A 26,978-nucleotide genomic window follows, 5' to 3' on the forward strand; every position below is an offset into this window, starting at 1 on the left:
CGCCACTTCGATGGGGTTAACGCGTGCCGTAGACGACGATGGTCTTACCGTGTGCGGAGATCAGGTTCTGATCTTCCAGCATCTTCAGAATACGACCGACGGTCTCACGGGAGCAGCCAACGATCTGGCCGATTTCCTGACGGGTGATTTTAATCTGCATGCCGTCCGGGTGGGTCATCGCATCAGGCTGTTTCGCCAGATTCAGCAGAGTCTGCGCGATACGACCGGTTACGTCGAGGAAGGCAAGGTTGCCCACTTTTTCAGACGTGACCTGCAGACGACGAGCCATCTGAGAAGACAGGCGCATCAGAATATCCGGGTTGACCTGGATTAATTGGCGAAATTTTTTGTAGGAAATTTCAGCGACTTCACATGCGGTTTTGGCACGTACCCAGGCGCTACGTTCCTGACCTTCTTCGAAGAGGCCTAATTCACCAATAAAATCGCCCTGATTCAGATAAGAAAGGATCATTTCTTTCCCTTCTTCATCTTTGATCAGCACTGCCACGGAGCCTTTAACGATGTAATACAACGTTTCCGCTTTTTCACCCTGGTGAATCAGCGTGCTCTTCGATGGGTACTTATGAATATGGCAATGAGACAAGAACCATTCGAGAGTCGGGTCTGTTTGCGGTTTGCCAAGCACCATGCGCGGTTATCCTCTGTTATAAGCTGTCTCCAGAGCCAGAAAACGACGCTGCCTCTGGGTTTGCAAAAATATGCTTCCCGCTACCTGGGAAAGGGGCTGTCAAAAATATACTGCAGCCTGTAATGTGATGTCCTCTGCATACATGCAGTACGTCAATGTATTACTGTAGCATCCCGTCTGTTTTAGCATAGCTTTCGCCGTGTGTCTCCTGGTGTCTCGCTTCAGCATGACGCAGGTCGCCTTCCGTTGCGAGAATTGTTATGTGCGCGTAATCTGTCAGGAAAATTGAAACATTGGAGTTACGAAATATGCAAGCGCGTGTAAAGTGGGTTGAGGGGTTAACCTTCCTCGGTGAGTCCGCCTCTGGCCACCAAATTTTGATGGACGGTAACTCCGGTGATAAAGCGCCGAGCCCGATGGAAATGGTATTAATGGCTGCTGGCGGTTGTAGCGCAATTGATGTGGTATCGATCCTGCAAAAGGGTCGTCAGGATGTGACCAACTGCGAAGTGAAGCTGACTTCAGAGCGTCGTGATGAAGCGCCGCGCCTGTTTACCCACATCAACCTGCATTTCATCGTAACGGGTAACGATCTGAAAGATGCGTCTGTCTCCCGCGCCGTCGATCTTTCAGCGGAAAAATACTGCTCCGTGGCGTTGATGCTGGAAAAGGCGGTGAACATTACCCATTCCTATGAAGTGGTTGCTGCTGCGTGATGCCATGCCTGATGGCGTTACACTTATCAGGCCTACAGGATATAAACGCGTAGGCCGGATAAGGCATCAACCACCATCCGGCAAAAGACCACATCACTCGATCTTCTTACCTTCCATCAGTCGCTGTACCAGCGGCAGCATAATCAATTCCATCGCCAGACCCATCTTGCCGCCAGGTACGACTAACGTATTGATATGGGAAATGAATGAGCCCTGCAGCATGGCCAGTAACCAGGGATAATCGATCCCTTCCAGGTTACGAAAATGAATCACGACAAAGCTTTCATCCAGTGATGGAATGCTCTTAGCGGCAAAGGGATTGGAGGTATCGACGGTCGGTACGCGCTGGAAGTTAATATGCGTCCGGGAAAACTGCGGTGTGATGTAATTGATGTAATCGTCCATTGAACGTACCACCGAGTCCATCACCGCTTCACGCGAATGTCCACGCTCGCTGGTATCGCGGGTCAGCTTCTGGATCCATTCCAGGTTTACGATCGGCACCACGCCAACCAGCAGATCGACATGCCGGGCCACGTTTTGCTGTGGGGTGACGACACCGCCGTGCAGCCCTTCGTAGAACAGTACATCCGTCGGTTCAGGTAGCGGCTGCCAGGGCGTGAATGTCCCCGGAACCTGGTTCCACGGTACGGCTTCATCGTAAGTGTGCAGATATTTTCGCGACTGGCCTTTGCCCGTCTGACCGTATTCGATGAAGGTTTGTTCCAGCAAGCCGAAGTCATTAGCTTCGGGGCCAAAATAGCTGATATGCCGCCCGGCATCGCGCGCTTTGCGAATCGCCATGTCCATTTCCGGACGGGTATAGCGATGAAAACTGTCACCTTCCACCTCGGCGGCGCGCAGATTTAACTGCGCGAAAATTTTACGAAACGCGAGGCTGGTGGTGGTGGTCCCCGCGCCGCTGGATCCTGTTACCGCAATCACCGGATGTTTGGCAGACATAACAACTCCATGAAATGGTTGTAATTATAGTAAAGTCGGCCGGCGGCTACGGATTACTCGTGAATCTGCTTCCTCGGCATAATGTTGACCGTTTCATGCAGTTCAGACCACACCAGCACGGCTTCACCTGATTGTAGTTGGCGTTTGACGTCGGCGACTTTTTGTTCGAGCGAGCGTTCATGTTCACCATAATCGGTGCCTTCGCGCAAGACAAAGCTTTCAATCAAATTGTCCAGCGCGTCCGGGGAGATATCTTGCCAGGGGATAATCATGATGACGCCTCCAGATACGTTGTCAGCCAGTCCGGGATTCTTGATTCCAGCCACATCTCAGGACGGCGCACCGTGCCACCTATAAATCCGACGTGGCCGCCGTGTTCAGTAAGCTGGTACTCCACCTGTGAGGGCAGATTTTCCGGTTTCGGGATCACATGATGATCCATAAACGGATCGTCTTTCGCATGGATAATCAGCGTTGGTTTGGCGATCCGATTGAGCAACGGCATGGCGCTGCACTGGCGGTAATAGTCTATAGCATCGGCGAAACCGTGAATTTTGGCGGTGATTAGATCGTCAAAATCGCGAATGCGGCGCAAAGATTTCAACTGGGCCAGACTCACCGGCAGCGAACCTGGATAAGCTTCAAGCTTCCGTGAGGCATTGGCTTTCAACAGATTGAGCAGGTAGCGCTGGTAGACCCGGGAGAAGCCCTTGTCCATATGGTAGCTACAGGCTTCCAGCACGAAAGGTGCAGAAACGATAACCGCCGCATCTATCGGAATATCGTTGCCTTCTTTTGCCAGCAGGCAAGCCAGCATGTTTCCACCGAGTGAATAACCTACCGCCGAGGTCGGTACGCGACCGAACTCACGCTCCAGCCAGTGTAAAAACCAGGTACCATCTTCTGTTTCACCGGAGTGATAAATACGGTTCAGACGATTGGGTTCGCCGCTGCAACCGCGAAAATGCATTACCACACCCAGCCAGCCGCGCTTTTGTGCTGCTTCAATCAGGCCATGTGCGTAGGGGCTGTTCAGACTGCCTTCCAGACCGTGAAAAACCACCAGGCGCGGTTTGTGTTTCGCCTGTTGCGGATCTTCGCTCCACGCCAGATCGACGAAATCACCGTCAGGCAATTCCAGACGCTGCCAGTGGGCGTCGAACTTCACCTTGCGGCGAATTAAACGCGGCAGCATCGTCTGCAGATGGCGGTTACTGATACCGCGCATCGGGCGGAATTCTCGCGAATCGTCGGTAGGTGGGGTCATTTCTGTGGACGTGATTTCAACCATAACACCGGAGCAATTAATAATCGGAAAGAATAACTATACCGCGCACAGCGCGTGCGGGTTAGCCAATATGTGATTTTGTCGCTAGTCAGTCAGCAGGTTACGCGAGAAAAGATGAAAATCGACGTTGGGTTTACGTCGCCACAGGCGGGCTTTACGCGTCCCTGTCGCCACGCTTTCTCCGGTATCTTCAAACATTCCTGACGCTTCAAAGCGACGAATCAGACTTTTACGCTGGATCGACTGGCCGAGGATCACCTCAGTGGCTTCGAGCAGTTGCCCATGGGTAAATGTTTCCGGCAAGCAGTATACGGGCAGGAGCGAGTACATCGTTTTTTGCCGTAAGCGGTGTAGCGCCGCGGTAATGATTTTCTCGTGATCAAACGCGAGTGAATAGTTTTTCAGTTCATCAACCGGCACCCAACGGGCATTACTGACGCTGGCGATATGGGGCGCGCAGTCTACCCAGGCGATTAGTGCAAACCAGGTGACCGTCAGGCTCCAGCCGCGCGGGTCACGATCAGGGCCGGAAAAGGTATCCAGTTGTTCCAGCCACGAAGGCGAAACGCCTGTTTTTTCGGTGAGTTTGCGCAGCGCGGTGGCGCGGGTTGAATCATCGTTTTCGATATCAATAAAGCCGCCGGGTAATCCCCAACGCCCTTTTTGCGGCTGGTTTGCCCGCTCGACCAGTAATACGCACAGCGCCTGCTGATGCAGTGTAAATAACACGCTATCTACCGTCACCAGAGGTGAAGGGAAGCGGCTGGCATCGTACTGATTCAGGTAGTCGGCTTCGGTGGTCATAAGGTACTCACGATGATTTGTAACGCTGACAAGTGTACCAGCCCGACACCGGGGGGCAAGGTTCGTTTTTTCTCATTGCTTATCAGTGGATTAGCTCACGGCTTAAAAATAATTCATTTTATGCTTGCTTAATATGTGTCACAGGGACATTATTAATTGTGTCGAAGGGACACAATTAAGGGGTGAGCGCGATGAACATAAAATTGACACTAACTTTGGACGACCAGACCTATGCCGTTGCCAGCGGTGTTTTTCCTGATGGTGCTGTCTGGTTAAAAGTCACCGATGCGTTGCCAACCTTTGCTCGCCTGATGCGCATCCGTGCCACGGCTATGCGCGATATGAACGATTTTATGCTGCTGGCGCAACTGGTTGAGGCGGTACGTCATCAGACCGATGTACTGGTCAGCCATCTCGACCTTCCCTGGCTGCCGTGGGCGCGTCAGGACAGACATATGGTATCGGGTGACAGCTTTGCGTTGAAAGTCTTCGCCAGTCAGCTTAATACGTTGAAATTTGACAAGGTTAACGTGCTCGACCCGCACAGCGATGCGGCGGCGGCTGCAATCGACAACTTTGTGGCGATCCCCCAGGAGGTCTGCCTGATGCAAAGCGCGTCATTATCGCGGCTGTTTCAGCAAAACGCGCTGATGCTGGTTGCTCCCGATGCGGGATCGCTGAAGAAGATTGATGCTGTAGCCAGAGTAGCCGGTGTGGAGCAGTACGCCATCCTGAGCAAAAAACGTGATGTGGCAAGCGGCAGCCTGACGGGATTTGCGTTATTGGCCGGAGACGTCAGGGGTAGGGATCTACTGATTGTTGACGATCTGTGTGACGCAGGCGGTACGTTTATAGGCTCTGCACAAGTATTACGTGATGCTGGCGCCCGCAGTGTCAGCCTGTATGTCACCCACGGTATCTTTTCTAAGGGCGTTGATCACCTGTTTGCAAACGGTATTGACGCTATCTACACCACCACCTCTTTAGCTGCCCCAGCGTTGGTACATCCGCAGCTTGAGCTTATCGATATTGACGCGATTTACCGCGCCTGAGGGAGAGACTGATTATGAAAATGAACCCGATTCTGGCTATCGACGGCTACAAAGTTTCTCATCGCGTACAGTATCCGCAGGGTACCCATCGCGTGTATTCCAACTTTACCCCGCGCAGCGATCGCTTTTTCTCCTCGCCGTTGGCGGATGGCAAACTGGTATTCTTCGGCCTGCAGGGTTTTATGCAGTGGTTTTTAGTCGACCTGTTTAATGAGGCGTTCTTTGCCCGCCCGGAAGACGAGGTGGTCAGCGAATACAAACAGGTCATGGACAGCTATCTGGGCAAAGATGCGGTGGCGGTGGACCATATTCGTGCACTGCATCAGTTGGGCTATCTGCCGCTGCACATTAAGGCGCTGGATGAAGGCAGCAAAGTCCCGATGGCGGTACCGGTTTTAACTATCATCAACACCCAACCCGAGTTTTTCTGGCTGGTGAATTACCTGGAGACCGTGCTGTCGGCGGAGCTGTGGAAGGCGTCAACAAATGCCACGATAGCTCACCACTACCGCAAAATCTGCGCTCGCTGGGCAGAGCAAACCTGTAGCGACCTGACGCACCTTGACTTCCAGTGCCATGACTTTTCATTTCGCGGTATGTCCGGATTACAGGACACCATGCAGGCGGGCAGTGGGCATTTGTTAAGCTTTAAAGGGACCGACAGTATTCCATCTCTGCTGTACGCTCGCGATTACTACACCGACGGCGAGCCCTATTTTATCGGCGCCAGCATTCCGGCTACCGAACACAGCGTGATGTGTATGGGTGAGCGCGAGCATGAAATTGAAACCTTCCGCCGCCTGATTGCCGATCTCTACCCGCAAGGATTTGTATCGATAGTCTCTGATACCTGGGACTACTGGCAGGTGCTGACGGAATATACCCGCGAACTGAAGAACATCATTCTGGCGCGTGAAGGTCGGGTGGTATTCCGTCCGGATAGCGGCAACCCGGTGGAGATCCTGTGTGGTACTGGCGAAGATGACGATACAAGCAGCGATCGTTCCGCTCAGGAGAAAGGGTCTGTGGAAGTGCTGTGGGAGATTTTTGGCGGCACGATTAACGCCAAAGGTTACAAGGTGCTCGACCCGCATGTCGGACTGATTTATGGCGACTCCATCACCCTTGAGCGAGCGAATGAGATCCTGCGTCGTCTGGAAGCGAAAGGATTTGCCAGTTCAAACGTCGTGTTTGGCGTTGGTTCTTTTACTTATCAATACAACACACGTGACACCTTTGGTTTTGCGATGAAAGCGACGTGGGGAGAAGTCGACGGTAAAGGCCGGACGATTTTTAAAGAACCGAAAACTGATAATGGCTTAAAACGCTCTGCCCGTGGTTTGCTGCGTGTGACGAGGAATGAAGCAGGTGATTTATGCCTGCATGACGAACAGACCTGGGAGCAAGAGCAGGAAGGGGAGCTGAAAACTCGTTTTCTCAACGGCAAGCTGTTTAACCGCGAGCATTTCGAAGAAATCCGCCAGCGTCTGGCGACACAGGGATAATTCAACAAAAATGCCGGATGAGACGTGTTGGCGTCGGATCCGGCAATGATGACTACTCGGCCAGCATCTGCTCAAGCTGTTCCTGAGCCTCCAGCCAGGCCATTTCACACTCTTCCAGCCCGGATTTCGCACTGGCCTGCTGCTGCAAACAGGCGGTAAGTTCGGCTTTGCGACTTTGGTCGTACAGTTCGCTGTCGCCGAGTTTTTCTTCCGCCTGCGCCAGCTGTGCGTGCAGTTTCTCCATCTCTTTTTCCAGACGGGTAATCTCTTTACGCAGCGGTTGCGTCAGGGAGCGCAGTTCCGCTTCGCGGCGCTTCTGGTCTTTACGCGCCTGGGCGCTGTTAACGCTCTCTTTCGCCGGTTCGTCGCCCTGGTTTTCCTGTTTCTGGACATCGCTCAGCCACTGCTGATAATCCTCCAGATCGCCATCAAACGGCTCGACTTTCTTGTCGTGTACCAGATAGAGGTCGTCGGTGGTGGAGCGGATCAGGTGACGGTCGTGCGAGACGACAACCAGCGCGCCTTCAAAATCGATCAGCGCCTCGGTCAGCGCCTGACGCATATCCAGGTCCAGGTGGTTGGTTGGTTCATCGAGCAGCAGCAGGTTAGGGCGCTGCCAGACGATCAACGCCAGTACCAGACGCGCTTTTTCGCCACCGGAGAAGCGGCGTGTCTCTTCGCTGACTTTATCGCCCTGGAAGCCGAATCCACCCAGGTAGTCACGCAGTTTCTGCTCCAGTTCCTGCGGCGCCATGCGTGCCAGATGCTGAATGGGTGATTCATCGGCGCGTAAAAACTCCAGCTGGTGCTGCGCGAAGTAGCCCAGTTTGATGCCTTTCGCCAGGCCAATCTCACCGCTGATTGGGGCCAGTTCGCCGGCCAGCAGCTTAATCAGCGTCGATTTACCCGCGCCGTTGCGACCGAGCAGGCCGATGCGGGAACCCGGCACCAGATTCAGTTTGATCGAATCGAGAATGACGCGATCGCCGTAGCCAGCGCTAACCTTTTCCATCTTCAGCAGCGGGTTTGGCAGGCTTTCCGGCTCACGGAAGCTGAAGTGGAACGGGTTGTCCACGTGCGCTGGGGCAATCAGCTCCATACGTTCCAGCATTTTGATACGGCTCTGTGCCTGCTTCGCTTTCGTTGCTTTAGCGCGGAAACGATCGATATAGCTTTGCAGATGCGCCACGCGCTCCTGCTGGCTTTCGTACATTGCCTGTTGCTGTGCGAGGCGGGTCGCACGCTGGATTTCAAACGCGCTGTAGTTGCCGGTGTACTCGAACATGGTTTGCTGTTCGATATGAATAATTTTATCCACCACCGGATCGAGGAAGTCGCGATCGTGGGAGATCAAAATCAGCGTGCCCTGATAGCTTTTCAGCCATCTTTCCAGCCAGATCACCGCGTCGAGATCGAGGTGGTTGGTGGGTTCATCGAGCAGCAGTAGGTCTGAACGGCAAATCAGCGCCTGGGCCAGGTTGAGACGCATACGCCAGCCACCGGAGAAGTCGCTGACCGGGCGCTCAAGCTGTTCGTTGGAGAAGCCGAGGCCATGCAGCAGGCTGGCGGCGCGTGAGCGCACGGTCCAGGCGTCGATGGCATCCAGCTTGCCATGGACGGTGGCAATGGCATGTCCATCGTTACGTTCGTTGGCGTCGTTCAACTGCGCTTCCAGTTGACGATACTCGCGGTCGCCGTCAATGACATACTCCAGCGCGGGCTGTGGCAACGCAGGCGTTTCCTGATTCACCCACGCGAGCTGCCAGTTTCCCGGATAGGTAAATCCTCCAGCGTCGGCGCTGAGTTCATTTTTCAGCAATGCCAGAAGGGTAGATTTACCGCAGCCATTTTTACCCACCAGGCCAACCTTCTGCCCTGGATTAATGGTGGCCGTGGCATTGTCCAGCAAGACGCGCACGCCGCGACGAATTTGTAACGATGAGAAAACAATCATAAGGCGCCGTATGTTCAGACTATGTTAATTTATCATTATGATAATGTAATGTGCGGGCCGTTTGCCGCACCGAGGCGCAATGGTAGCCCAAAACGTCGAAAATAGACAAAAGACAAAACCGGGAGGGGGATGATGTTCCAGCCAGCGAAAGTCTTGCTGCTGTATGCCCATCCGGAATCTCAGGACTCGGTCGCGAACCGTGTTCTGCTTAAACCGGCCATGCAGCTCAGCAATGTTACCGTGCACGACCTTTACGCGCACTATCCTGATTTTTTTATCGATATTCCGCATGAACAGGCGCTGCTGCGTGAGCATGATGTGATTGTTTTTCAGCACCCACTCTATACCTATAGCTGTCCGGCGCTGTTAAAGGAATGGCTTGACCGCGTACTGAGCCGCGGATTTGCCAGCGGTCCCGGAGGGAATCAACTGGCGGGAAAGTACTGGCGTAGCGTTATCACTACCGGAGAACCGGAAAGTGCCTATCGCTATGACGCGCTAAACCGTTATCCAATGAGCGATGTGCTGCGCCCTTTCGAGCTAACGGCCGGTATGTGCCGCATGCACTGGATGAGCCCAATTATCGTTTACTGGGCCAGACGGCAAACGAAGCAGGAGCTGGACAGCCATGCGAAAGCGTATGGTGACTGGCTGGCGAATCCGATCCCTGTGGGAGGCCGCTAATGGAAGGTTCTGATTTATTGACAGCGGGAGTGTTGTTCCTCTTCGCGGCGGTGGCTGCAGTTCCCCTGGCCTCAAAGCTGGGTATCGGTCCGGTGCTGGGTTACTTGCTGGCGGGTATTGCTATCGGCCCGTGGGGATTAGGATTTATCAGCGATGTGGATGAAATCCTGCATTTTTCCGAGCTGGGCGTAGTCTTTCTGATGTTCATCATTGGGCTGGAACTTAATCCCGCCAAACTGTGGCAACTGCGGCGTTCAATTTTTGGCGTCGGTGCCGCGCAGGTGATGCTGAGCGCGGTGGTGCTGGCCGGATTATTGATGCTCACTGCGTTCTCCTGGCAGGCGGCAGTGGTTGGCGGCATTGGTCTGGCGATGTCATCGACCGCTATGGCGCTACAGTTGATGCGCGAAAAAGGCATGAACCGCAGTGAATCCGGACAACTGGGTTTTTCGGTGCTGCTGTTTCAGGATCTGGCGGTGATCCCCGCGCTGGCACTGGTTCCGCTGCTGGCGGGTTCTGCTGACGAACATTTTGACTGGATCAAAGTGGGAATGAAGGTGCTGGCCTTTGCCGGCATGCTGATTGGCGGTCGCTATTTGCTGCGTCCGGTTTTCCGCTTTATTGCGGATTCTGGCGTGCGGGAAGTGTTCACCGCTGCCACGCTGCTGTTGGTGCTGGGTTCTGCTTTATTTATGGATGCGCTGGGGCTGTCAATGGCGCTGGGAACGTTTATCGCGGGCGTGCTGCTGGCGGAAAGCGAATACCGACATGAGCTGGAAACGGCAATCGATCCGTTTAAAGGCCTGTTGCTCGGGCTGTTTTTTATCTCAGTTGGCATGTCGCTCAACCTCGGTGTGCTCTACACCCATATTCTGTGGGTGGCAGCGAGCGTGATCGTGCTGGTGGTCGTAAAAATGCTGGTGCTGTATGTGCTGGCACGTCTTAACGGCATGAGAAGCTCTGAACGGATGCAATTTGCCGGGGTTTTAAGTCAGGGTGGTGAATTCGCTTTCGTGCTGTTTTCAACGGCATCCTCGCAACGGCTGTTTCAGGGCGACCAAATGGCGTTGTTGCTGGTGACCGTCACGCTGTCGATGATGACCACGCCGCTGGTGATGAAGTTGATTGATAAATGGCTATCCCGCCAGTTTAACGGCACGGATGAGGAAGATGAAAAACCCTGGGTGGAAGATGATAAACCGCAGGTGATTGTGGTGGGGTTTGGGCGTTTTGGTCAGGTTATTGGTCGCCTGTTGATGGCCAATAAAATGCGCATTACCGTTCTGGAGCGGGATATCAGCGCGGTGAATCTGATGCGTAAATATGGCTATAAGGTTTATTACGGTGATGCCACGCAGGTGGAACTGTTGCGCTCCGCAGGGGCAGAGGCGGCTCAGTCTATTGTTATTACCTGTAATGAGCCTGAAGACACTATGAAACTGGTGGAACTGTGCCAACAGTATTTTCCGCATTTGCATATTCTTGCGCGAGCGCGCGGACGTGTAGAGGCACATGAGTTATTACAGGCTGGTGTGACGCAGTTTTCCCGCGAAACGTTCTCCAGTGCGCTGGAGTTGGGGCGTAAAACGCTGGTTACACTGGGAATGCATCCGCACCAGGCTCAGCGTGCTCAGCTGCATTTTCGGCGGCTGGATATGCGCATGCTGCGGGAACTGATCCCCATGCATACAGATACGGTACAAATCTCTCGAGCCAGGGAAGCCCGGCGTGAGCTGGAGGAAATTTTCCAACGAGAGATGCAGCAAGAGCGACGTCAGCTGGATGGCTGGGATGAATTTGAGTAGAGGATAACCATGGCAATTCGTAAACGTTTTATCGCAGGTGCAAAATGTCCGTCCTGCCAGTCGCAGGATACGCTGGCGATGTGGCGCGAAAATAATATCGATATTGTTGAGTGTGTTAAGTGCGGTCATCAGATGCGGGAAGCAGATAAAGAGGCGCGCGAGCACGTTCGCAAAGAAGAGCAAGTGATCGGGATTTTTCATCCGGACTAGCGATATGGCGCAGCTTTTTTTAAGCTAGAGGGTACACGGGTGCAGAATTCCGCTACAATCTGCGCCACTATTCTTTCCATGCTCAGGAGATATCATGAAAGTAGCAAAGGACCTGGTGGTCAGCCTGGCCTATCAGGTACGTACAGAAGACGGTGTGTTGGTTGATGAGTCTCCGGTGAGTGCACCGCTGGACTACCTGCATGGTCACGGTTCCCTGATTTCTGGCCTGGAAACAGCGCTGGACGGTCATGAAGTTGGCGACAAATTCGATGTTGCTGTTGGCGCAAACGACGCATACGGTCAGTACGACGAAAACCTGGTGCAGCGCGTTCCTAAAGACGTCTTCATGGGCGTTGACGAACTGCAGGTTGGCATGCGTTTCCTGGCTGAAACTGACCAGGGTCCAGTACCGGTAGAAATTACCGAAGTGGAAGACGACCACGTTGTGGTTGACGGTAACCACATGCTGGCTGGCCAGAATCTGAAATTCAACGTAGAAGTTGTTGCTATCCGCGAAGCGACCGAAGAAGAACTGGCTCACGGCCACGTTCACGGTGCGCACGGTCACGACCACGATCATGACCACGGTCATGACGGTTGCTGCGGTGGTCACGGCCACGGTCACGACCATGGTCACGAGCACGGCGGCGAAGGCTGCTGCGGCGGTGGCGGTAAAGGTAACGGCGGCGGCTGCGGTTGCCACTGATCGGTATGATTGCCTGATGGCGCTACGCTTATCAGGCCTACCGTAGGCTGGATAAGACGTTTACGTCGTCATCCGGCACAAAAAAGCGGGGATATCCCCGCTTTTTTTACGTCTCAATAATGTGGCGGCGGGGTCTCTTCAGACTGCGACGCAATGTGGGACGGTTGCGTTGCTTTGAGCTTTTCCGTCAGCAGACGCAGATGGTCGCGCAGTTTGGCCATTTCCAGTTCATGCGCGGTCACCGTCACGTTGAGCTCTTCAATGGTGATCTCCTGAAATGCCAGGCGACTTTCCAGTTCAGCCAGGCGAGTTTCCATTGTTGTATCCTGCATGATTCACCTCTTTCTTTTTTCTCCGGCAGATCGCGGACTGCGGCGAATTCTACTTAACTTTGCTTGTTTGCACAGCACTCAATCTTCGGTAACGAAACTAATTTAAACAAAAAGAGTCTGAAAAGTGGTGATAATAGGGCGTGCCTGTATGTTGATTTGTTCTGCAACGCTTTATAGTACATTTTTATGTTAGCTAACCCTGGGGTGAGATGCCCCGGCCCTGGAGATATGGATGAAATCACTGTTTAAAGTAACGCTGCTGGCGACCACAATGGCTGTTGCTCTGCATGCCCCGATCACCTTCGCTGCTGATGCTGCGAAACCAGCCGCTACTGCTGACAGCAAAGCAGCATTCAAGAATGACGACCAAAAAGCCGCTTACGCGCTGGGCGCGTCCCTGGGTCGTTATATGGAAAACTCTCTGAAAGAGCAGGAAAAACTGGGCATCAAACTGGATAAAGATCAGCTGATCGCTGGTGTTCAGGATGCGTTTGCAGACAAGAGCAAACTGTCTGACCAGGAAATCGAACAAACTCTGCAGGCGTTTGAAGCGCGCGTGAAGAGCTCCGCTCAGGCGAAAATGGAAAAAGACGCGGCTGACAACGAAGCCAAAGGTAAAGTTTACCGCGAGAAATTTGCTAAAGAGAAAGGCGTTAAAACCTCTTCTACTGGCCTGGTCTACAAAGTAGAGAAAGAAGGTACTGGCGCTGCACCGAAAGACAGCGATACCGTGGTAGTTAACTACAAAGGTACGCTGATCGATGGTAAAGAGTTTGATAACTCCTACACCCGTGGTGAACCGCTGTCTTTCCGTCTTGACGGTGTCATCCCTGGCTGGACTGAAGGCCTGAAAAACATCAAGAAAGGCGGCAAAATCCAGCTGGTTATCCCACCGGATCTGGCTTACGGCAAAACGGGCGTCCCGGGTATTCCGGCCAACTCTACGCTGGTATTTGATGTTGAACTGTTAGACATCAAACCGGCACCGAAAGCTGACGCGCAGCCAGATGCTGCACCGGCAGATAAAGCTGCCGACAGCAGCAAAAAATAAGCTAACAGAAACCGCCGCCCACAGGGCGGCGGTTTTTTATTATCGACAGGATATAATTAATACTGGAAAGCGCCTTGTGCGCTGTATTACTTTAGATGCCCCTATAATAGTGATGAGCCTGCCCTGACAACATAACGACAGGCTCCTGAAAAGGAGTGCTTTTTTTCATGTCCAGGTCGCTTTTAACCAACGAAACCAGTGAGCTAGATTTGCTGGATCAACGTCCTTTCGATCAAACCGACTTCGATATCCTCAAATCCTACGAAGCGGTAGTGGACGGGTTGGCGATGCTCATTGGTTCCCATTGTGAAATCGTATTGCACTCTTTGCAGGATTTGAAATGCTCGGCCATCCGCATTGCTAACGGTGAACACACGGGCCGTAAAATTGGCTCACCGATTACTGACCTTGCGTTGCGTATGCTGCATGATATGACGGGTGCGGATAGCAGCGTGTCGAAGTGTTACTTCACACGTGCGAAAAGCGGTGTCTTGATGAAGTCGGTGACGATTGCCATTCGCAACCGTGAGCATCGCGTGATTGGTCTGCTGTGCATCAACATGAACCTTGATGTTCCTTTCTCGCAGATAATGAATACCTTTATCCCACCGGAAACCCCGGAAGTGGGCTCTGCCGTCAACTTCGCTTCTTCGGTGGAAGATCTGGTTACCCAGACGCTGGAATTCACGATCGAAGAAGTGAATGCCGATCGCAATGTTTCCAACAACGCGAAGAACCGCCAGATCGTCCTGAATTTATATGAGAAAGGCATCTTCGATATTAAAGATGCAATCAATCAGGTCGCCGATCGGCTGAACATCTCCAAACATACGGTCTACCTCTATATTCGTCAGTTCAAAAGCGGCGATTTCCAGGGGCAAGACAAGTAATGCGTTTTGCCATCATGGTGACAGGGCCTGCTTATGGCACGCAGCAGGCGAGCAGCGCGTTGCAATTTGCTCATGCGCTTCTCGAAGAAGGGCATGAGTTATGCAGCGTTTTTTTCTATCGAGAAGGTGTATATAACGCCAACTTACTGACTTCACCCGCCAGTGATGAATATGATCTGGTGCGGGCCTGGCAACAGCTGAACCAACAGCATGGTGTAACGCTGAATATCTGCGTGGCGGCGGCGTTGCGTCGCGGCATTGTTGATGAAACTGAGGCAAAGCGGCTGGGACTGGCAGGGGCTAATTTACAATCAGGTTTTAACCTCAGCGGACTTGGATCGCTGGCTGAGGCATCCCTGACCTGCGATCGCGTGGTGCAGTTCTGATGAAACGTGTTGCTTTTGTTTTTTCTACCGTGCCGCACGGCAGCGCATCTGGTCGTGAAGGGTTAGATGCATTGCTGGCGACATCTGCATTAACGGAAGACCTCGGCGTGTTTTTTATCGGCGATGGCGTCTTTCAAATCCTCCAGGGACAACAACCGGATGCCGTGCTGGCGCGAGACTATATCGCAACCTTCAAGCTGTTAGGGTTGTACGATATCGATCAATGTTGGCTGTGCGCCGCCTCATTACGCGAGCGGGGCCTTCAGCAGGGGGTTAATTTTGTGGTCGATGCGACAGCGCTTGAACCGGAAGATTTACGCCGTGAGTTAGGCAACTTTGACGTCATTTTAAGGTTTTGAGACTCTCATGCTGCACACACTACATCGCTCCGCGTGGCTTACCGATTTCTCCTCTCTTCTTCGCCTGCTAGATAAAGACGATGAGCTTTTATTGCTCCAGGATGGTGTGACGGCGGCAATCGAAGGCAGCCGTTTCCTTGAAAGTCTGCAAAATGCCTCCATTAAGGTCTATGTACTGGAAGAAGACATTAAGGCTCGCGGTTTGAGTGGTCAAATTTCAGACAGTGTCGTCAGGGTTAGCTATACTGACTTCGTCAGACTTACGGTGAAGCATCCCAGCCAGATGTCCTGGTAATTGTGGGATCGTTGTATATTTCTTGACACCTTTTCGACACCGACCTAAAATTCTGCGTCCTCATATTGTATGAGGTCGTTTTATTACGTGTTTACGAAGCAAAAGCTAAAACCAGGAGCTATTTAATGGCAACAGTTAACCAGCTGGTACGCAAACCACGTGCACGCAAAGTTGCAAAAAGCAACGTGCCTGCGCTGGAAGCATGCCCGCAGAAACGTGGCGTATGTACTCGTGTATATACTACCACTCCTAAAAAACCGAACTCCGCACTGCGTAAAGTTTGCCGTGTTCGTCTGACTAACGGTTTTGAAGTGACTTCCTACATCGGTGGTGAAGGTCACAACCTGCAGGAGCACTCCGTGATCCTGATCCGTGGCGGTCGTGTAAAAGACCTCCCGGGTGTTCGTTACCACACCGTTCGTGGTGCGCTTGACTGCTCCGGCGTTAAAGACCGTAAGCAATCACGCTCCAAGTATGGCGTGAAACGTCCTAAGGCTTAATGGTTCTCCGTTAAGTAAGGCCAAACGTTTTATATTAATGTCAAACTAAACTCTTAGAGTTTTGGACAATCCTGAATTAACAACGGAGTATTTCCATGCCACGTCGTCGCGTCATTGGTCAGCGTAAAATTCTGCCGGATCCGAAGTTCGGATCAGAACTGCTGGCTAAATTTGTAAATATCCTGATGGTAGATGGTAAAAAATCTACTGCCGAAACTATCGTATACAGCGCGCTGGAGACCCTGGCTCAGCGTTCTGGTAAAAACGAACTGGAAGCTTTCGAAGTAGCTCTCGAAAACGTGCGCCCGACTGTCGAAGTTAAGTCTCGCCGCGTTGGTGGTTCTACTTATCAGGTACCAGTTGAAGTCCGTCCGGTCCGTCGTAATGCTCTGGCAATGCGTTGGATCGTTGAAGCTGCTCGTAAACGCGGTGATAAATCCATGGCTCTGCGCCTGGCGAACGAACTTTCTGATGCTGCAGAAAACAAAGGTACTGCAGTTAAGAAACGTGAAGACGTTCACCGTATGGCAGAAGCCAACAAGGCGTTCGCACACTACCGTTGGTAATCCCTTCGGAGTTTTAGTCACCAGGCGGGCGCTTCTAGTAAGCAGCCCGCTTTGGGCTACTTAAATTGAACGCCTAAAAGATAAACGAGGAATCAAATGGCTCGTACAACACCCATCGCGCGCTACCGTAACATCGGTATCAGTGCGCACATCGACGCCGGTAAAACCACTACTACCGAACGTATTCTGTTCTACACCGGTGTAAACCATAAAATCGGTGAAGTTCATGACGGCGCAGCCACCATGGACTGGATGGAGCAGGAGCAGGAACGTGGTATTACTATCACCTCCGCAGCGACTACTGCATTCTGGTCTGGTATGGCTAAGCAGTATGAACCGCATCGCGTAAACATCATCGACACCCCGGGGCACGTTGACTTCACTATCGAAGTAGAACGTTCCATGCGTGTGCTTGATGGTGCAGTAATGGTTTACTGCGCAGTTGGTGGTGTTCAGCCTCAGTCTGAAACCGTATGGCGTCAGGCAAACAAATATAAAGTTCCGCGCATTGCGTTCGTTAACAAAATGGACCGTATGGGTGCGAACTTCCTGAAAGTTGTTGGTCAGATCAAAACCCGTCTGGGCGCGAACCCTGTTCCGCTGCAGCTGGCAATTGGCGCTGAAGAAGCGTTCACCGGTGTTGTTGACCTGGTGAAAATGAAAGCCATCAACTGGAACGAAGAAGATGCAGGCGTAACCTTCACTTATGAAGATATCCCGGCTGACATGCAGGAACTGGCTGAAGAATGGCACCAGAACCTGATCGAGTCCGCTGCAGAAGCTTCAGAAGAGCTGATGGAGAAATACCTGGGTGGTGAAGAACTGACTGAAGAAGAGATCAAAAAAGCTCTGCGTCAGCGCGTTCTGAACAACGAAATCATCCTGGTAACCTGTGGTTCTGCGTTCAAGAACAAAGGTGTTCAGGCGATGCTGGATGCGGTAATTGATTACCTGCCATCCCCAGTAGACGTACCTGCGATCAACGGTATTCTGGACGACGGTAAAGATACTCCTGCTGAGCGTCATGCTAGCGATGACGAGCCGTTTGCTGCTCTGGCATTCAAAATCGCTACTGACCCGTTCGTGGGTAACCTGACCTTCTTCCGCGTGTACTCTGGTGTGGTTAACTCCGGTGACACCATCCTGAACTCCGTGAAAACTGCACGTGAACGTTTCGGCCGTATCGTACAGATGCACGCTAACAAACGTGAAGAGATCAAAGAAGTTCGCGCGGGCGATATCGCTGCTGCAATCGGTCTGAAAGACGTGACCACTGGTGACACTCTGTGTGACCCGGATCACCCGATCATTCTGGAACGTATGGAATTCCCTGAGCCGGTAATTTCCATCGCGGTAGAACCGAAAACCAAAGCTGACCAGGAAAAAATGGGTCTGGCTCTGGGCCGTCTGGCTAAAGAAGACCCGTCATTCCGCGTATGGACTGACGAAGAATCTAACCAGACCATTATCGCTGGTATGGGTGAGCTGCACCTCGACATCATCGTTGACCGTATGAAGCGTGAATTCAACGTTGAAGCGAACGTCGGTAAACCTCAGGTTGCTTACCGTGAAGCGATTCGCGCGAAAGTTACCGATATCGAAGGTAAACACGCTAAGCAGTCTGGTGGTCGCGGTCAGTACGGTCATGTTGTTATCGACATGTACCCGCTGGAGCCGGGTTCAAACCCGAAAGGCTACGAGTTCATCAACGACATCAAAGGTGGTGTAATTCCTGGCGAATACATCCCGGCCGTTGATAAAGGCATCCAGGAACAGCTGAAATCTGGCCCGCTGGCTGGTTACCCGGTTGTTGATCTGGGCGTGCGTCTGCACTTCGGTTCTTACCATGACGTTGACTCCTCTGAGCTGGCGTTTAAACTGGCCGCTTCTATCGCCTTCAAAGATGGCTTTAAGAAAGCGAAACCAGTTCTGCTTGAGCCTATCATGAAGGTTGAAGTAGAGACTCCGGAAGAGAACACCGGTGACGTAATCGGTGACTTGAGCCGCCGTCGTGGTATGCTTCGTGGTCAGGAATCCAACGTCACTGGCGTTGTTATCCATGCTGAAGTTCCGCTGTCTGAAATGTTCGGATATGCAACCCAGCTGCGTTCTCTGACCAAAGGCCGTGCTTCTTACTCCATGGAGTTCCTGAAGTACGACGATGCGCCGAACAACGTTGCTCAGGCCGTTATTGAAGCCCGTGGTAAATAATCCACAGGATTAAAACCTAAGTCCCGTGCTCTCTCCATAGGGGAGAGCACTATAGTAAGGAATATAGCCGTGTCTAAAGAAAAATTTGAACGTACAAAACCGCACGTTAACGTCGGCACCATCGGCCACGTTGACCACGGTAAAACTACCCTGACCGCTGCAATCACTACCGTACTGGCTAAAACCTACGGCGGTGCTGCTCGTGCATTCGACCAGATCGATAACGCGCCGGAAGAAAAAGCTCGTGGTATCACCATCAACACTTCTCACGTTGAATATGACACCCCGACTCGCCACTACGCACACGTAGACTGCCCGGGCCACGCCGACTATGTTAAAAACATGATCACCGGTGCTGCGCAGATGGACGGCGCGATCCTGGTTGTTGCTGCGACTGACGGCCCGATGCCGCAGACTCGTGAGCACATCCTGCTGGGTCGTCAGGTAGGCGTTCCGTACATCATCGTGTTCCTGAACAAATGCGACATGGTTGATGACGAAGAGCTGCTGGAACTGGTAGAAATGGAAGTTCGTGAACTTCTGTCTCAGTACGATTTCCCGGGCGACGACACTCCGATCGTTCGTGGTTCTGCTCTGAAAGCGCTGGAAGGCGAAGCAGAGTGGGAAGCGAAAATCATCGAACTGGCTGGCTTCCTGGATTCTTACATCCCAGAACCAGAGCGTGCGATTGACAAGCCGTTCCTGCTGCCTATCGAAGACGTATTCTCCATCTCCGGTCGTGGTACCGTTGTTACCGGTCGTGTAGAGCGCGGTATCATCAAAGTTGGTGAAGAAGTTGAAATCGTTGGTATCAAAGAGACTGCTAAGTCTACCTGTACTGGCGTTGAAATGTTCCGCAAACTGCTGGACGAAGGCCGTGCTGGTGAGAACGTTGGTGTTCTGCTGCGTGGTATCAAACGTGAAGAAATCGAACGTGGTCAGGTACTGGCTAAGCCGGGCTCTATCAAGCCGCACACCAAGTTCGAATCTGAAGTGTACATTCTGTCCAAAGACGAAGGCGGCCGTCATACTCCGTTCTTCAAAGGCTACCGTCCGCAGTTCTACTTCCGTACTACTGACGTGACTGGTACCATCGAACTGCCAGAAGGCGTAGAGATGGTAATGCCGGGCGACAACATCAAAATGGTTGTTACCCTGATCCACCCGATCGCGATGGACGACGGTCTGCGTTTCGCAATCCGTGAAGGCGGCCGTACTGTTGGTGCGGGCGTTGTTGCTAAAGTAATGAGCTAATTATTGATTAATTAGCTTTGAGCTTAAAAAGGGCGCTTCGGCGCCCTTTTTGCTACCTGCAATTTAGTCGTTGTCATATTTATTCGCATTTTTTATTCATTCTCCCGCCGCGTAAATCGCGTTGTGCTATTGTAATCATAACTATTCTCATTTACACTTTGCGCAGAAATTGAACGGGAGCGATCATGTACGTTTGTTTGTGTAATGCGATAAGTGATAAAAAAATACGTCAGGCTGTTCGCCAGTTTCATCCTCAGTCCTTTCAGCAATTACGTAAATTTATTCCTGTTGGAAATCAATGCGGTAAATGCATTCGTGCTGCCCGCGAGGTCATGCAGGATGAATTAACACAAATGCCAGAATTTAAAGAGATCGCCTAAGTCACACTCTTTTTTTTGACATCCCTGTAGCCCCATCTACGCTCTAAGAATGGAAGCGGAGGGACTATAAAATGAAAGGTGATGTTAAAATCATAAATTATCTCAATAAACTATTGGGAAATGAGCTTGTCGCGATCAACCAGTATTTTCTCCATGCTCGTATGTTTAAAAACTGGGGACTGACTCGCCTCAATGATGTTGAGTACCATGAATCTATCGATGAGATGAAACACGCTGATAAATATATCGAGCGTATTTTATTCTTAGAAGGGATCCCTAACTTGCAGGATCTTGGCAAGTTGGGTATTGGCGAAGACGTTGAAGAGATGCTGCAATCCGATCTTCGACTCGAACTCGATGGTGCTAAAGACTTACGTGAAGCCATTGCCTATGCCGATAGCGTTCATGATTATGTCAGCCGGGATATGATGATTGAGATCCTGACTGAAGAAGAAGGGCATATTGACTGGCTCGAAACCGAGCTGGACCTGATTGCAAAACTTGGCTTACAAAATTATCTGCAATCGCAAATTAAAGTCAGTGACTAACCGCCCTGTATCATACTTACCAGGCCAATAACAAAACCCGCAGCCGCCAGATATGGCCCAAATGGCAGCGGGTTTTTTAGTACCTGTTTCCCGTAACGGACGCAGGAAATCCCGGTAAGGCAACATGCCATGCCCGCGGCAAGTAAAACCAAAAGTGGTAATGATTCCCAGCGATGCCATGCGCCTAGCGCGGCAAGAAATTTGACGTCGCCAAAGCCTAATCCTTCCTGTCGGCATATCAAACGATACCCCCAGTAGAACAAAGCAAATACCCCATAGCCCGCTACGGCCCCCCAAAGCGCGTCGGATAACTGTGCAGGTCTGCAGCATTGATGATAAATAAGACCGCCCCACAAAAGAGGGCAGGTAAATTTGTCGGGCAGCAACCCGGTACGTAGGTCATGGACTAAGAGCAACCCTGATAGCGAAACATAAATCAACAGAAAGGGGAGGTCGATGTACATGGGCAAGCCTTATCTGGTAAAGAGTTTACCTTCAGGTAAACCCGGCGGCCCTACAAGCCCGGGATGTGGGTTATGGATGCTCTCTTCCACGGAAAACGCGTTGCATCACAGGACTTACAATCAGAATGGAAGGAGCGCCGCATTGGTGAACGAGTGATTAATTTCTACGCGGCACTTGCTTAAGACTGAGATTTACGTATAATGCGCTGGCTTGTCTAATATTGACAGCGGTTCGATATGAGCCACCGGTACTGCGAAAGCAATACCAGACAATGTTCCCAATCGGGGAACTCTGTAAGAACGGTTACACTCTCCCATCAATCGTAATGGGTTTGAGGAGTAACTATTTCGTCTATAAAATAATTGGAGCTCTGGTCTCATGCAGAACCAAAGAATCCGTATCCGTTTGAAAGCGTTTGATCATCGTCTGATCGATCAATCAACCGCGGAAATCGTCGAGACTGCCAAGCGCACTGGTGCGCAGGTTCGTGGTCCGATCCCGCTGCCGACCCGCAAAGAGCGTTTCACCGTTCTGATCTCCCCGCACGTCAACAAAGACGCGCGTGATCAGTACGAGATCCGTACTCACAAGCGTCTGGTTGACATCGTTGAGCCAACTGAAAAAACCGTTGATGCTCTGATGCGTCTGGACCTGGCTGCCGGTGTAGACGTGCAGATCAGCCTGGGTTAATCAGGTCATCGAGCGATTGAGAGGTTGATACAATGATTGGTTTAGTCGGTAAAAAAGTGGGTATGACCCGCATCTTCACTGAAGATGGCGTATCTATCCCAGTAACCGTTATCGAAGTTGAAGCAAACCGCGTTACTCAGGTTAAAGATCTGGCTAACGATGGCTATCGCGCTGTTCAGGTTACCACCGGTGCTAAAAAAGCTAACCGTGTAACTAAGCCGGAAGCTGGCCACTTTGCTAAAGCTGGCGTAGAAGCTGGCCGCGGCCTGTGGGAATTCCGTCTGGCAGATGGTGAAGAATACACCGTTGGTCAGAACATTAGCGTTGAACTGTTTGCTGACGTTAAAAAAGTTGACATAACCGGTACCTCTAAAGGTAAAGGTTTCGCTGGTACCGTTAAGCGCTGGAACTTCCGTACCCAGGACGCTACTCACGGTAACTCCTTGTCTCACCGCGTTCCGGGTTCTATCGGTCAGAACCAGACTCCGGGCAAAGTGTTCAAAGGCAAGAAAATGGCAGGTCAGCTGGGCAACGAACGTGTAACCGTTCAGAGCCTGGACGTAGTACGTGTTGACGCTGAGCGCAACCTGCTGCTGGTTAAAGGTGGTGTTCCGGGTGCGACCGGTTGCGACCTGATCGTTAAACCAGCTGTGAAGGCGTAAGGGGATAGCAATGGAATTAGTATTGAAAGACGCGCAGAGCGCGCTGACTGTTTCCGAAACTACCTTCGGTCGTGATTTCAACGAAGCGCTGGTTCACCAGGTTGTTGTTGCTTATGCAGCTGGTGCTCGTCAGGGTACTCGTGCTCAGAAGACTCGTGCTGAAGTAACTGGTTCAGGCAAAAAGCCGTGGCGCCAGAAAGGTACCGGCCGTGCGCGTTCAGGTTCTATCAAGAGCCCGATCTGGCGTTCAGGTGGCGTGACCTTCGCTGCTCGTCCACAGGACCACAGTCAAAAAGTTAACAAAAAGATGTACCGCGGCGCGCTGAAAAGCATTCTGTCCGAACTGGTACGTCAGGATCGTCTGATCGTTGTCGAATCATTCTCTGTAGAAGCGCCTAAAACTAAGCTGCTGGCACAGAAACTGAAAGACATGGCTCTGGAAGATGTGCTGATCATCACCGGTGAGCTGGACGAAAACCTGTTCCTGGCTGCGCGCAACCTGCACAAGGTTGACGTACGCGATGCAACTGGTATCGACCCGGTTAGCCTGATCGCCTTCGACAAAGTCGTAATGACTGCTGATGCTGTTAAGCAAGTTGAGGAGATGCTGGCATGATTCGTGAAGAACGTCTGCTGAAAGTGCTGCGCGCACCGCACGTTTCTGAAAAAGCGTCTACTGCGATGGAAAAAACTAACACCATCGTTCTCAAAGTTGCTAAAGACGCGACCAAAGCAGAAATCAAAGCTGCTGTGCAGAAACTGTTTGAAGTCGAAGTCGAAGTCGTTAACACCCTGGTAGTTAAAGGGAAAGTTAAACGTCACGGACAGCGTATCGGTCGTCGTAGCGACTGGAAAAAAGCTTACGTCACCCTGAAGGAAGGCCAGAATCTGGACTTCGTCGGCGGCGCTGAGTAAGTCGGAGGAGTAATACAATGGCAGTTGTTAAATGTAAACCGACATCTCCGGGTCGTCGCCACGTTGTTAAAGTGGTCAACCCAGAGCTGCACAAGGGCAAACCTTTTGCTCCGCTGGTTGAAAAAAACAGCAAATCCGGTGGTCGTAACAACAATGGCCGCATCACCACTCGTCACATCGGTGGTGGTCACAAGCAGGCTTATCGTATTGTTGACTTCAAACGCAACAAAGACGGTATCCCGGCAGTTGTTGAACGTCTTGAGTACGATCCGAACCGCTCCGCGAACATCGCGCTGGTTCTGTACAAAGACGGTGAACGCCGTTACATCCTGGCCCCTAAAGGCCTGAAAGCTGGCGACCAGATTCAGTCTGGCGTTGATGCTGCAATCAAAGCAGGTAACACCCTGCCGATGCGCAATATCCCGGTTGGTTCTACCGTTCATAACGTAGAAATGAAACCAGGTAAAGGCGGTCAGCTGGCACGTTCCGCTGGTACTTACGTTCAGATCGTTGCTCGTGATGGTGCTTATGTCACCCTGCGTCTGCGTTCTGGTGAAATGCGTAAAGTCGAAGCAGACTGCCGTGCAACTCTGGGCGAAGTTGGCAATGCTGAGCATATGCTGCGCGTTCTGGGTAAAGCAGGTGCTGCACGCTGGCGTGGTGTTCGTCCTACCGTTCGCGGTACTGCGATGAACCCAGTCGACCACCCACATGGTGGTGGTGAAGGTCGTAACTTTGGTAAGCACCCGGTAACTCCGTGGGGCGTTCAGACCAAAGGTAAGAAGACCCGCAGCAACAAGCGTACTGATAAATTCATCGTACGTCGCCGTAGCAAATAATTTTAGAGGATAAGCCATGCCACGTTCTCTCAAGAAAGGTCCTTTTATTGACCTGCACTTGCTGAAGAAGGTAGAGAAAGCGGTGGAAAGCGGAGACAAGAAGCCCCTGCGCACTTGGTCCCGTCGTTCAACGATCTTTCCTAACATGATCGGTTTGACCATCGCTGTCCATAATGGTCGTCAGCACGTTCCGGTATTTGTTTCCGACGAAATGGTCGGTCACAAACTGGGTGAATTCGCACCGACTCGTACTTATCGCGGCCACGCTGCTGATAAAAAAGCGAAGAAGAAATAAGGTAGGAGGAAGAGATGGAAACTTTAGCTCAACATCGCCATGCTCGTTCTTCTGCTCAGAAGGTTCGCCTTGTTGCAGACCTGATTCGCGGTAAGAAAGTGTCGCAGGCTCTGGATATTCTGACCTACACCAATAAGAAAGCGGCTGTACTGGTTAAGAAAGTCCTGGAATCTGCCATTGCTAACGCTGAACACAACGATGGCGCTGACATTGACGATCTGAAAGTTACGAAAATTTTCGTAGACGAAGGCCCGAGCATGAAGCGCATTATGCCGCGTGCAAAAGGTCGTGCAGATCGCATCCTGAAGCGCACCAGCCACATTACTGTGGTTGTGTCCGATCGCTGAGACTCTGGAGACTAGCAATGGGTCAGAAAGTACATCCTAATGGTATTCGCCTGGGTATTGTAAAACCATGGAACTCAACCTGGTTTGCGAACACCAAAGAATTCGCTGACAACCTGGACAGCGATTTTAAAGTACGTCAGTACCTGACTAAGGAACTGGCGAAAGCGTCTGTATCTCGTATCGTTATCGAGCGTCCGGCTAAGAGCATCCGTGTGACCATTCACACCGCTCGCCCGGGTATCGTTATCGGTAAGAAAGGCGAAGACGTAGAAAAACTGCGCAAAGTCGTAGCGGATATTGCTGGCGTTCCTGCTCAGATCAATATCGCCGAAGTGCGTAAGCCTGAACTGGACGCAAAATTGGTTGCTGACAGCATCACTTCTCAGCTGGAACGTCGTGTTATGTTCCGTCGTGCTATGAAGCGTGCTGTACAGAACGCAATGCGTCTGGGCGCTAAAGGTATCAAAGTTGAAGTTAGCGGCCGTCTGGGCGGCGCGGAAATCGCACGTACCGAATGGTACCGCGAAGGTCGCGTACCTCTGCACACTCTGCGTGCTGACATCGACTACAACACCTCTGAAGCGCACACCACTTACGGTGTAATCGGCGTTAAAGTGTGGATCTTCAAAGGCGAGATCCTGGGTGGTATGGCTGCTGTTGAACAACCGGAAAAACCGGCTGCGCAACCTAAAAAGCAGCAGCGTAAAGGCCGTAAATAAGGAGCGTCGCTGATGTTACAACCAAAGCGTACAAAATTCCGTAAAATGCACAAAGGCCGTAACCGCGGTCTGGCTGCTGGCGCGGATGTTAGCTTCGGCAGCTTCGGTCTGAAAGCTGTTGGCCGTGGTCGTCTGACTGCCCGTCAGATCGAAGCAGCACGTCGTGCTATGACTCGTGCAGTTAAGCGTCAAGGTAAGATCTGGATCCGTGTATTCCCGGACAAACCGATCACTGAAAAGCCGCTGGCAGTGCGTATGGGTAAAGGTAAAGGTAACGTGGAGTATTGGGTTGCCTTGATTCAGCCGGGTAAAGTCCTGTATGAAATGGACGGCGTACCGGAAGAGCTGGCCCGTGAAGCATTCAAGCTGGCAGCAGCGAAACTGCCGATTAAAACCACCTTTGTAACTAAGACGGTGATGTAATGAAAGCAAAAGAGCTGCGTGAGAAGAGTGTTGAAGAGCTGAACACCGAGCTGCTGAATCTGCTGCGTGAGCAGTTCAACCTGCGTATGCAGGCTGCAAGTGGCCAGCTGCAACAGTCTCACCTGTTGAAGCAAGTGCGTCGTGACGTCGCACGCGTTAAGACTTTACTGACTGAGAAGGCGGGTGCGTAATGACCGATAAAATCCGTACTCTGCAAGGTCGCGTTGTTAGCGATAAAATGGAGAAATCCATCGTTGTTGCTATCGAACGTTTTGTGAAACACCCGATCTACGGTAAATTCATTAAGCGTACGACCAAACTGCACGTACATGACGAGAACAACGAATGCGGTACTGGTGACGTGGTTGAAATCCGCGAATGCCGTCCGCTGTCCAAGACTAAGTCCTGGACGCTGGTTCGCGTTGTAGAGAAAGCCGTTCTGTAATACAGTAGGCATTCTCAACGAATAAACGGCTCAGCGATGAGCCGTTTATTTTTTCTACCCATATCGTTGA

36 protein-coding genes and 1 pseudogene are annotated in these 26,978 nt (G+C 51.8%); 29 read left to right on the forward strand and 8 right to left on the reverse strand.

Annotated features, from left to right (window positions below):
* Nucleotides 1-16 precede the first annotated feature (16 nt).
* Entirely contained in the window at nucleotides 17-649 is a 633-nt protein-coding gene (gene crp / locus C2U43_RS02290; protein WP_000242758.1) for a cAMP-activated global transcriptional regulator CRP, read from the reverse strand.
* Between the two features lie 308 nt (nucleotides 650-957).
* Here crp and C2U43_RS02305 point away from each other — a divergent pair, with 308 nt between their 5' ends.
* Nucleotides 958-1,365 (forward strand): OsmC family protein, encoded by a 408-nt coding sequence (locus tag C2U43_RS02305; protein WP_003827750.1) that lies wholly within the window; start codon nucleotides 958-960, stop codon nucleotides 1,363-1,365.
* Nucleotides 1,366-1,458: 93 nt separating this feature from the next.
* Here C2U43_RS02305 and C2U43_RS02310 read toward each other — a convergent pair whose 3' ends face one another.
* From C2U43_RS02310 to C2U43_RS02325, 4 genes and pseudogenes are all read right to left on the reverse strand, one after another.
* Nucleotides 1,459-2,328 (reverse strand): phosphoribulokinase, encoded by an 870-nt coding sequence (locus tag C2U43_RS02310; RefSeq protein WP_008786301.1) that lies wholly within the window; start codon nucleotides 2,326-2,328, stop codon nucleotides 1,459-1,461.
* Between the two features lie 53 nt (nucleotides 2,329-2,381).
* Nucleotides 2,382-2,600 (reverse strand): YheU family protein, encoded by a 219-nt coding sequence (locus C2U43_RS02315; RefSeq protein ID WP_003023615.1) that lies wholly within the window; start codon nucleotides 2,598-2,600, stop codon nucleotides 2,382-2,384.
* A pseudogene (locus C2U43_RS02320) lies at nucleotides 2,597-3,665 on the reverse strand (hydrolase). Before C2U43_RS02320 ends, C2U43_RS02315 begins: the two are co-directional and overlap by 4 nt.
* 35 nt (nucleotides 3,666-3,700) lie before the next feature.
* Nucleotides 3,701-4,420 (reverse strand): NUDIX domain-containing protein, encoded by a 720-nt coding sequence (locus tag C2U43_RS02325; protein ID WP_008786298.1) that lies wholly within the window; start codon nucleotides 4,418-4,420, stop codon nucleotides 3,701-3,703.
* Between the two features lie 191 nt (nucleotides 4,421-4,611).
* Between C2U43_RS02325 and prs the strand changes: the two genes are divergently transcribed.
* Both prs and C2U43_RS02335 read left to right on the forward strand, forming a co-directional pair.
* The gene (gene prs, locus C2U43_RS02330) at nucleotides 4,612-5,472 is read left to right on the forward strand and encodes a ribose-phosphate diphosphokinase (protein WP_008786297.1); all 861 of its coding nucleotides are present in this window, start codon (nucleotides 4,612-4,614) and stop codon (nucleotides 5,470-5,472) included.
* 14 nt (nucleotides 5,473-5,486) lie between these two features.
* Nucleotides 5,487-6,977: a nicotinate phosphoribosyltransferase gene (locus C2U43_RS02335; protein WP_103284650.1), complete on the forward strand. Its 1,491-nt coding sequence runs from the start codon at nucleotides 5,487-5,489 to the stop codon at nucleotides 6,975-6,977.
* A gap of 52 nt (nucleotides 6,978-7,029) precedes the next feature.
* Here C2U43_RS02335 and C2U43_RS02340 read toward each other — a convergent pair whose 3' ends face one another.
* Entirely contained in the window at nucleotides 7,030-8,931 is a 1,902-nt protein-coding gene (locus C2U43_RS02340) for an ABC transporter ATP-binding protein (RefSeq protein WP_003827754.1), read from the reverse strand.
* A gap of 132 nt (nucleotides 8,932-9,063) precedes the next feature.
* Here C2U43_RS02340 and kefG point away from each other — a divergent pair, with 132 nt between their 5' ends.
* The 4 genes from kefG (at nucleotide 9,064) to slyD (ending at nucleotide 12,336) form a co-directional block, all read left to right on the forward strand.
* Entirely contained in the window at nucleotides 9,064-9,615 is a 552-nt protein-coding gene (gene kefG, locus C2U43_RS02350) for a glutathione-regulated potassium-efflux system ancillary protein KefG (protein ID WP_003023629.1), read from the forward strand.
* The gene (gene kefB / locus C2U43_RS02355; RefSeq protein ID WP_003827759.1) at nucleotides 9,615-11,420 is read left to right on the forward strand and encodes a glutathione-regulated potassium-efflux system protein KefB; all 1,806 of its coding nucleotides are present in this window, start codon (nucleotides 9,615-9,617) and stop codon (nucleotides 11,418-11,420) included. Before kefG ends, kefB begins: the two co-directional genes overlap by 1 nt.
* 9 nt (nucleotides 11,421-11,429) lie before the next feature.
* Nucleotides 11,430-11,630 carry a YheV family putative zinc ribbon protein gene (locus tag C2U43_RS02360; RefSeq protein ID WP_003023632.1) on the forward strand — a complete coding sequence of 67 codons (201 nt, stop codon included), beginning with the start codon at nucleotides 11,430-11,432 and terminating at the stop codon, nucleotides 11,628-11,630.
* A gap of 94 nt (nucleotides 11,631-11,724) precedes the next feature.
* Nucleotides 11,725-12,336 carry a peptidylprolyl isomerase gene (slyD, locus tag C2U43_RS02365; RefSeq protein ID WP_008786294.1) on the forward strand — a complete coding sequence of 204 codons (612 nt, stop codon included), beginning with the start codon at nucleotides 11,725-11,727 and terminating at the stop codon, nucleotides 12,334-12,336.
* 113 nt (nucleotides 12,337-12,449) lie between these two features.
* On the opposite strand, the gene C2U43_RS02370 is transcribed toward slyD, so the two are convergent.
* Nucleotides 12,450-12,668: a protein SlyX gene (locus tag C2U43_RS02370; protein ID WP_003023639.1), complete on the reverse strand. Its 219-nt coding sequence runs from the start codon at nucleotides 12,666-12,668 to the stop codon at nucleotides 12,450-12,452.
* 232 nt (nucleotides 12,669-12,900) lie between these two features.
* On the opposite strand from C2U43_RS02370, the gene fkpA reads away from it, so the two are divergent.
* The 11 genes from fkpA to bfr all read left to right on the forward strand — a co-directional run bounded on the left by fkpA (nucleotide 12,901) and on the right by bfr (nucleotide 21,108).
* Nucleotides 12,901-13,719: an FKBP-type peptidyl-prolyl cis-trans isomerase gene (fkpA, locus tag C2U43_RS02375; RefSeq protein WP_003827768.1), complete on the forward strand. Its 819-nt coding sequence runs from the start codon at nucleotides 12,901-12,903 to the stop codon at nucleotides 13,717-13,719.
* 167 nt (nucleotides 13,720-13,886) lie between these two features.
* Nucleotides 13,887-14,609 (forward strand): helix-turn-helix transcriptional regulator, encoded by a 723-nt coding sequence (locus tag C2U43_RS02380; RefSeq protein ID WP_003023643.1) that lies wholly within the window; start codon nucleotides 13,887-13,889, stop codon nucleotides 14,607-14,609.
* On the forward strand, nucleotides 14,609-14,995 hold the full coding sequence (gene tusD / locus C2U43_RS02385) for a sulfurtransferase complex subunit TusD (protein WP_057067137.1): 387 nt from the start codon (nucleotides 14,609-14,611) through the stop codon (nucleotides 14,993-14,995). The genes C2U43_RS02380 and tusD overlap by 1 nt, the downstream gene beginning before the upstream one ends.
* Complete coding sequence (tusC, locus tag C2U43_RS02390) at nucleotides 14,995-15,354, forward strand: sulfurtransferase complex subunit TusC (RefSeq protein WP_003827771.1); 360 nt, start codon at nucleotides 14,995-14,997, stop codon at nucleotides 15,352-15,354. The genes tusD and tusC overlap by 1 nt, the downstream gene beginning before the upstream one ends.
* Nucleotides 15,355-15,361: 7 nt before the next feature.
* The gene (gene tusB / locus C2U43_RS02395) at nucleotides 15,362-15,649 is read left to right on the forward strand and encodes a sulfurtransferase complex subunit TusB (protein ID WP_103284651.1); all 288 of its coding nucleotides are present in this window, start codon (nucleotides 15,362-15,364) and stop codon (nucleotides 15,647-15,649) included.
* A gap of 125 nt (nucleotides 15,650-15,774) precedes the next feature.
* Entirely contained in the window at nucleotides 15,775-16,149 is a 375-nt protein-coding gene (gene rpsL / locus C2U43_RS02400) for a 30S ribosomal protein S12 (protein WP_003023654.1), read from the forward strand.
* Between the two features lie 95 nt (nucleotides 16,150-16,244).
* Complete coding sequence (gene rpsG / locus C2U43_RS02405; RefSeq protein WP_003023657.1) at nucleotides 16,245-16,715, forward strand: 30S ribosomal protein S7; 471 nt, start codon at nucleotides 16,245-16,247, stop codon at nucleotides 16,713-16,715.
* 96 nt (nucleotides 16,716-16,811) lie between these two features.
* Nucleotides 16,812-18,926 carry an elongation factor G gene (fusA, locus tag C2U43_RS02410; RefSeq protein WP_003023659.1) on the forward strand — a complete coding sequence of 705 codons (2,115 nt, stop codon included), beginning with the start codon at nucleotides 16,812-16,814 and terminating at the stop codon, nucleotides 18,924-18,926.
* Between the two features lie 69 nt (nucleotides 18,927-18,995).
* Nucleotides 18,996-20,180 (forward strand): elongation factor Tu, encoded by a 1,185-nt coding sequence (gene tuf / locus C2U43_RS02415; RefSeq protein WP_003031109.1) that lies wholly within the window; start codon nucleotides 18,996-18,998, stop codon nucleotides 20,178-20,180.
* A 185-nt stretch (nucleotides 20,181-20,365) separates the two neighbouring features.
* Nucleotides 20,366-20,560, forward strand: a complete 195-nt coding sequence (gene bfd, locus C2U43_RS02425) for a bacterioferritin-associated ferredoxin (RefSeq protein WP_003031111.1) — start codon at nucleotides 20,366-20,368, stop codon at nucleotides 20,558-20,560.
* A gap of 71 nt (nucleotides 20,561-20,631) precedes the next feature.
* A complete protein-coding gene (gene bfr, locus C2U43_RS02430) occupies nucleotides 20,632-21,108 on the forward strand; it encodes a bacterioferritin (RefSeq protein ID WP_003827773.1) in 477 nt (158 codons plus the stop codon).
* Here the strand turns inward: bfr and C2U43_RS02435 are convergent.
* Nucleotides 21,105-21,572 carry a prepilin peptidase gene (locus C2U43_RS02435; RefSeq protein WP_032945174.1) on the reverse strand — a complete coding sequence of 156 codons (468 nt, stop codon included), beginning with the start codon at nucleotides 21,570-21,572 and terminating at the stop codon, nucleotides 21,105-21,107. The genes bfr and C2U43_RS02435 overlap by 4 nt on opposite strands.
* Nucleotides 21,573-21,951: 379 nt before the next feature.
* Between C2U43_RS02435 and rpsJ the strand changes: the two genes are divergently transcribed.
* From rpsJ to rpsQ, 11 genes are read left to right on the forward strand one after another with little or no spacing between them, the layout of a single operon-like run.
* Nucleotides 21,952-22,263 (forward strand): 30S ribosomal protein S10, encoded by a 312-nt coding sequence (gene rpsJ / locus C2U43_RS02440; protein ID WP_001181005.1) that lies wholly within the window; start codon nucleotides 21,952-21,954, stop codon nucleotides 22,261-22,263.
* A gap of 32 nt (nucleotides 22,264-22,295) precedes the next feature.
* On the forward strand, nucleotides 22,296-22,925 hold the full coding sequence (gene rplC, locus C2U43_RS02445) for a 50S ribosomal protein L3 (RefSeq protein ID WP_103284652.1): 630 nt from the start codon (nucleotides 22,296-22,298) through the stop codon (nucleotides 22,923-22,925).
* 10 nt (nucleotides 22,926-22,935) lie between these two features.
* Complete coding sequence (gene rplD / locus C2U43_RS02450) at nucleotides 22,936-23,541, forward strand: 50S ribosomal protein L4 (protein WP_003031119.1); 606 nt, start codon at nucleotides 22,936-22,938, stop codon at nucleotides 23,539-23,541.
* Complete coding sequence (rplW, locus tag C2U43_RS02455) at nucleotides 23,538-23,840, forward strand: 50S ribosomal protein L23 (RefSeq protein ID WP_000617546.1); 303 nt, start codon at nucleotides 23,538-23,540, stop codon at nucleotides 23,838-23,840. Before rplD ends, rplW begins: the two co-directional genes overlap by 4 nt.
* Before the next feature lie 17 nt (nucleotides 23,841-23,857).
* A complete protein-coding gene (rplB, locus tag C2U43_RS02460) occupies nucleotides 23,858-24,679 on the forward strand; it encodes a 50S ribosomal protein L2 (RefSeq protein WP_000301869.1) in 822 nt (273 codons plus the stop codon).
* A 16-nt stretch (nucleotides 24,680-24,695) separates the two neighbouring features.
* A complete protein-coding gene (gene rpsS / locus C2U43_RS02465; protein WP_001138115.1) occupies nucleotides 24,696-24,974 on the forward strand; it encodes a 30S ribosomal protein S19 in 279 nt (92 codons plus the stop codon).
* A gap of 14 nt (nucleotides 24,975-24,988) precedes the next feature.
* Nucleotides 24,989-25,321, forward strand: coding sequence for a 50S ribosomal protein L22 (gene rplV, locus C2U43_RS02470; RefSeq protein WP_000448832.1), 333 nt, complete (start codon nucleotides 24,989-24,991; stop codon nucleotides 25,319-25,321).
* 17 nt (nucleotides 25,322-25,338) lie between these two features.
* Nucleotides 25,339-26,040, forward strand: coding sequence for a 30S ribosomal protein S3 (rpsC, locus tag C2U43_RS02475; RefSeq protein WP_000529945.1), 702 nt, complete (start codon nucleotides 25,339-25,341; stop codon nucleotides 26,038-26,040).
* A 12-nt stretch (nucleotides 26,041-26,052) separates the two neighbouring features.
* Entirely contained in the window at nucleotides 26,053-26,463 is a 411-nt protein-coding gene (gene rplP / locus C2U43_RS02480; protein ID WP_000941208.1) for a 50S ribosomal protein L16, read from the forward strand.
* Nucleotides 26,463-26,654, forward strand: a complete 192-nt coding sequence (rpmC, locus tag C2U43_RS02485) for a 50S ribosomal protein L29 (RefSeq protein ID WP_000644742.1) — start codon at nucleotides 26,463-26,465, stop codon at nucleotides 26,652-26,654. The genes rplP and rpmC overlap by 1 nt, the downstream gene beginning before the upstream one ends.
* On the forward strand, nucleotides 26,654-26,908 hold the full coding sequence (gene rpsQ, locus C2U43_RS02490; protein WP_003031120.1) for a 30S ribosomal protein S17: 255 nt from the start codon (nucleotides 26,654-26,656) through the stop codon (nucleotides 26,906-26,908). Before rpmC ends, rpsQ begins: the two co-directional genes overlap by 1 nt.
* The last annotated feature ends 70 nt before the right edge of the window (nucleotides 26,909-26,978 follow it).

Origin of the sequence: Citrobacter freundii complex sp. CFNIH9, from assembly GCF_002903305.1 — a bacterium.
In the GTDB taxonomy this organism is placed as follows: domain Bacteria; phylum Pseudomonadota; class Gammaproteobacteria; order Enterobacterales; family Enterobacteriaceae; genus Citrobacter; species Citrobacter portucalensis.